This window comes from Arthrobacter sp. JCM 19049, assembly GCF_001310435.1.
Genome location: NZ_BAXF01000152.1, coordinates 1 through 4,565, shown reverse-complemented (window position 1 = coordinate 4,565; position 4,565 = coordinate 1). Strand labels below are relative to the sequence as shown.

Genomic DNA, 4,565 nt, shown 5'->3' with positions numbered 1-4,565 from the left:
CGCCGCCCCGGGCGCGACTCGCCGACCACCTCGCTGGCGCAGTGGCTGCGCGAGTCGCCCGACTCCCCGGTGGTGAAGTACACCCCGGCCGGCGCGGACATCGACTCGCTGTTCGACATCAAGGTCGTCTACCAGCAGTCCTACCGTGACTTCGAAATCACCGACGCCCCGAAGATCTTCCTGCCGAACAACGGCAAGTTCGGTTTGACCGACTACGAGAAGGTCTATGCCGCGAAGGCCGATGACGACATCTTCGAGACCCGGCAGATCAGCCGCGATGGCGCCATCGTGGTAGTTCGCCCGGACCAGTACGTCTCGCACGTGCTGCCGCTGACGGCCACCGATGAACTGGCCGCCTACTTTGAGCCGCTGCTGAAGGCGACCGACGCGGTCGCCACGGCGTAGCGCTCACCCGCGCACGGTCTCGGTGCGCTGCCCACGGGGCCGGAACCTGCCAGTTAGCGGCAAGGTCCGGCCCCGTTGGCCTTCCCCGACCATTCCTGGCTGTTGGGGCCCGGTCCGCGGGAATTCCGGGACGGGCCCGGGGGTTATGCCTAGGACGCAGGCAGTCTTTCGCACCAGCGGCGCCCGGTGCCCATGGTGGGCGAAGGGACCTGGCGAAAGCTGGCCGGATAGAATTACGAGGAGATGCGCGTGGAGAAGTTCGAATTTAACCTGCAGCAGGTCAGCCAGGGCGATGAGGTGTGCGTGGACGGGGTCTGTTTCGTGCCGCCGGCCCAACCCGCCGGTCAGGACGGCGACGGGCAAAAGCCGCAGTCCGGGAGCAGCGACTCCTAGTCCAGCTGGGAGGAGAGGTAATCGCGCAGCACCAGCGCGTGGTTGGCCTCTTCATTCTTCGCCGCATACAGCAGCGTGACCTTCTCCTGGGCAGCGAAGGTCTCCAAGAACTCGTCAACCCGGGGGTTTGATCCAATTCCTGCCGGTAGTGCTCGGCGAACTCGGCAAAATGCTGCGGGTCGTGGTTCCAGCCCTTGCGCAGGTCACTGGAGGGGGCCAGGGACTTCGCCCACTGGTCGATGTGCGCGTCGACCTTTGTCATCCCGCGCGGCCAGAGCCGGTCCACCAGCACCCGGTAGCCGTCGGAATCGGCGGGTGCCTCGTAAATCCTCTTAACCTGCAGTTCGCTCATGCCTGTGCTCCTTTCGTGCTGCGTGCCTATGGCCGCCCGTCGGCGGGATCCTCCGGCTCGGCAGTGCGTTCGCGGACACCGGTGGAATCAGAGTCCCCGGGCAGCGGGTCCGGTCGATGCTCGTCGCACCGGACGGGTTCGCCGCGAGCTGGCCCTTGAGCTGCTTCAGCCGGCGGCCGCGGCCGCGGTACAGCGTCCAGCCGATCACCCCGGCCACAAAAATCACCGCCGCGGCGATCGCCCCGGTCAGTGACGCTCCGCCAAACCAGGTCGCCCCGGTATCCAGGATCCGGCGGGCCTTGAGCGCCGCGTCGGAGGAATTCAAAAAGATCCCCAGCGTCAGCCAGTTCGGGGCGGCCAGCAGGATCGCGACCACCAGGATCGCCAGGCGCCCCCTCCAATGCAGTTTGCGGATCCGCATCTGCCAGGCGACCACCAGCGGCACCAAGGTGAAGATGAAGCCCAGTGAAAGCCCGGCGATCCATCCGCCACTGGCGGTCCCGTCGTTTTGCGAAACGATGCGCGTCGCCCACCACACCGGCAGGAACAGGGTCGCGAACAGGTAGAGCAGGAACGCCACCGCGACCCGACCGCAATCAGGATGGCGCGCCGCTTCCAGCCGTTGCCGCCGGCGCTGTCCGGGCCGGGGTGACGTTCAGGATTTGGTGTCGGTTCGGTCAGATCTGACATATTCGAATCCTCGCACGGATCGGTGCCTCAGCGTAGGACAAATATCGCCTTGTTTGTTATCGATTGCATGTTGAGTAGGCTAATCTGTAAGGAGTTGGGGGAGTTGCCACCAGCTGACGTTGAACCACCTTGTCTTCGGCGTCCCAGCCGCAGGCGCACAGTATTCGGGAGGACATCTCATGTCTGACAAAGGGCCGACCCACTCGCACTCCGAGTCTGCCTCGGAGACCACGAGCATTGCGCTGCCCACCCAGAGCCGGCCTTCCGAACCCTCGGTGATCTACACGCTCAGCGAAGATGAACGTCGCGCCGTGGCGGCCCTGCCCGAGGGGTCGGCGCTGCTGATCGCCCACACCGGCCCGAACCAGGGGGCCCGCTTCCTGCTGGACAAGGACAAGAACGTGGCCGGGCGGCACCCGAACGCGGACATCTTCCTGGACGACGTCACCGTCTCCCGCCGCCACGCGGCCTTCGAGCGCGAGGGCACCGGCTACCGGCTGAACGACATCGGCTCGCTGAACGGCACCTACATCAACGGGGACCGGGTGGACAGCGTCCTGCTGGCCAACGGTGTGCAGGTGCAGATCGGAAAGTTCCGGCTGAACTTCTACCAGAGCGTTCCGGCGTAAAATTGAAACAGCAGTAAGACTTCACGGATCCGGCCGCGGCCGGAATCCAGCGACGTAACCGAGGTGTGGACCCTTTGCCGATGTTTGATGCAGCACGAAGCCAGCGGATCGAGGCGGTACGCCCCGAGTCACCCCGGGCTGCGGCGTTAAACATCGGCGAGGTGCTCGCCGAGCTGAAGCGGGAATTCCCGCAGGTCACCGCGTCCAAGATCCGCTTCCTGGAGGACAAGGGACTGATCATCCCGCAGCGCACCGCGGCCGGGTACCGCAAGTACACCGCGGCTGACGTGAACCGGCTGCGTTTCATCCTCTCCGTCCAGCGCGACCAGTACCTGCCGCTGAAGGTGATCAAGGACCACCTGGATGCGATGGACCGCGGGGAAACCCCGGACACCCTGCCCGGCGGCGCCCCGAACGCGCCGCAGCTGGTGAGCAACCAGATGGGCGAGCAGGTCGAGAACCGCACCCGCCCGGTGTCGATGGCCGAACTGCAGGGCATGACCGGGGCCAGCGCCGACCTGGTCAAGCAGCTGATCAGTTTTGGGCTGATCGAGGCCGAGGGCGGGCTGTTCGACGCGCACAGCGTGCAGGTCACCCAGTCCGCGGTCAACCTGGCCAGCCATGGGTCGAGCCGCGCCACCTGCGCCAGTTCCGGCTCGCAGCCGAACGCGAATACTCGCTGATCGACACGATCGTGGGGGCCGACGCCAAGCGCCAGGAAGTCTCCGCCCGGGCCCGCGCCGCCGAGGAGGCGCGCAACATTGCCGAGCAGTGCCTGAAACTGCATGATGCCTTGGTGCAGCGTGCTATTTCCCATTTGGATCGCTAGTCTGGACACAAGCGTTTCGCACCCAACATGCAAAGGGGGAACGTGAATGTTGGAACTAGAATTCGCCGGGATCCGGATCCAGTTGCCCTCCAACCAGCCCCTGCTGCTGTTGAAGCATCCCGAACGCAACCTCTATCTTCCGCTGTGGATCGGCGCGCCCGAGGCCTCGGCCATCGCCATGTCCGAACAGGGGCTCACCCCGCCGCGGCCCATGACCCACGACCTGATGATCAACGTCTTCGAGGCGCTGAAGGTGCAGCTGGACCGGGTGGAAATCGTCTCGGTTGACAACGCCATCTTCACCGCGGATCTGGTGCTGTCCAACGGAGTGCGGGTCGACTCGCGTTCCTCCGATGCGGTGGCGCTGGCGGTGCGCGCCCAGTGCCCGATCATGTGCACCGAGGAAGTGCTGCAGACCGCCGGCGTCGTGATCGAAACCTCCACCGAGGAGGAGCCCCCGGAGGAGCAGATGCGCGAGTTCCGGGAGTTCCTGGACAACATCGATCCCGAAGACTTCAGCTAGGAGCCGCCGGTGGGCAAATGTGCAGGGCGACACGCCCTCAAGTAATAGTTGAAGGTCTTTGACCTAACCCCGATATCGCCGTACCGTCAAATCATAGGGATTTGCCATTCGATTCTGGAAACGGGCTATCATCACTCGCGCGTTGCAACCAGCGATACCGTCCCTGCCGAATGTGAATGCGCTAGATGCAAGGAGTAATTGGATGGACTCTCGGGATACCGGCCCACAACAACGGCTCCTGGTGAAGTGCAACGCTCCACAACCCAGGGATTGCTGTTCACCGACGATCTGCCGCAGCTGGATGAACACGCCGGCTACCGCGGCCCGATCGTCTGCAAGGCTGCGGGGATCACCTACCGCCAGCTCGACTACTGGGCCCGCACCGGCCTGGTTGAACCCGGCGTGCGCGGGGCCAAGGGCTCGGGCTCGCAGCGGCTGTACTCCTTCCGCGACATCCTGGTGCTCAAGGTCGTCAAGCGCCTGCTGGACACCGGGGTATCGCTGCAGCAGATCCGCACCGCCGTCTCCCACCTGCGTGAACGCGGGGTGGAGGACCTGGCGCAGATCACCCTGATGAGTGATGGAGCCTCGGTGTACGAATGCACCAGCGCCGATGAGGTCATCGACCTGGTCCAGGCCGGGCAGGGAGTCTTCGGGATAGCCGTGGGCCGGGTGTGGCGCGAGGTCGAGGGATCGCTCGCCCAGCTGCCCAGCGAAAACTCCGCCGAAGCCCACCCGCACGAT

At 65.0% G+C, this 4,565-nt stretch carries 6 protein-coding genes and 3 pseudogenes; 6 read left to right on the top strand and 3 right to left on the bottom strand.

What is annotated here, in order from left to right:
- Positions 1-405, top strand: a pseudogene (locus JCM19049_RS08380) (3-hydroxybenzoate 4-monooxygenase); the annotation flags it as partial.
- A 249-nt stretch (positions 406-654) separates the two neighbouring features.
- Positions 655-798, top strand: a complete 144-nt coding sequence (locus JCM19049_RS19555) for a hypothetical protein (protein ID WP_171021070.1) — start codon at positions 655-657, stop codon at positions 796-798.
- Here the strand turns inward: JCM19049_RS19555 and JCM19049_RS22475 are convergent.
- From JCM19049_RS22475 to JCM19049_RS08370, 3 genes and pseudogenes are all read right to left on the bottom strand, one after another.
- Positions 795-905 (bottom strand): DUF488 family protein, encoded by a 111-nt coding sequence (locus JCM19049_RS22475; protein ID WP_306420749.1) that lies wholly within the window; start codon positions 903-905, stop codon positions 795-797. The genes JCM19049_RS19555 and JCM19049_RS22475 overlap by 4 nt on opposite strands.
- Positions 906-976: 71 nt before the next feature.
- Positions 977-1,150, bottom strand: a pseudogene (locus JCM19049_RS22470) (DUF488 domain-containing protein); the annotation flags it as partial.
- Positions 1,131-1,730 carry a hypothetical protein gene (locus JCM19049_RS08370; protein ID WP_054821367.1) on the bottom strand — a complete coding sequence of 200 codons (600 nt, stop codon included), beginning with the start codon at positions 1,728-1,730 and terminating at the stop codon, positions 1,131-1,133. The pseudogene JCM19049_RS22470 and the gene JCM19049_RS08370, both read right to left, overlap by 20 nt.
- A gap of 289 nt (positions 1,731-2,019) precedes the next feature.
- Between JCM19049_RS08370 and JCM19049_RS08365 the strand changes: the two genes are divergently transcribed.
- The 4 genes and pseudogenes from JCM19049_RS08365 to JCM19049_RS08350 form a co-directional block, all read left to right on the top strand.
- Positions 2,020-2,469 (top strand): FHA domain-containing protein, encoded by a 450-nt coding sequence (locus tag JCM19049_RS08365; RefSeq protein WP_054821366.1) that lies wholly within the window; start codon positions 2,020-2,022, stop codon positions 2,467-2,469.
- 80 nt (positions 2,470-2,549) lie between these two features.
- Positions 2,550-3,298: pseudogene (locus JCM19049_RS08360) on the top strand (MerR family transcriptional regulator).
- Positions 3,299-3,344: 46 nt separating this feature from the next.
- The gene (locus JCM19049_RS08355; RefSeq protein WP_054821365.1) at positions 3,345-3,821 is read left to right on the top strand and encodes a bifunctional nuclease family protein; all 477 of its coding nucleotides are present in this window, start codon (positions 3,345-3,347) and stop codon (positions 3,819-3,821) included.
- A 246-nt stretch (positions 3,822-4,067) separates the two neighbouring features.
- The coding region (locus tag JCM19049_RS08350) for a MerR family transcriptional regulator (RefSeq protein ID WP_054821364.1) at positions 4,068-4,565 on the top strand (498 nt) is incomplete at its 3' end.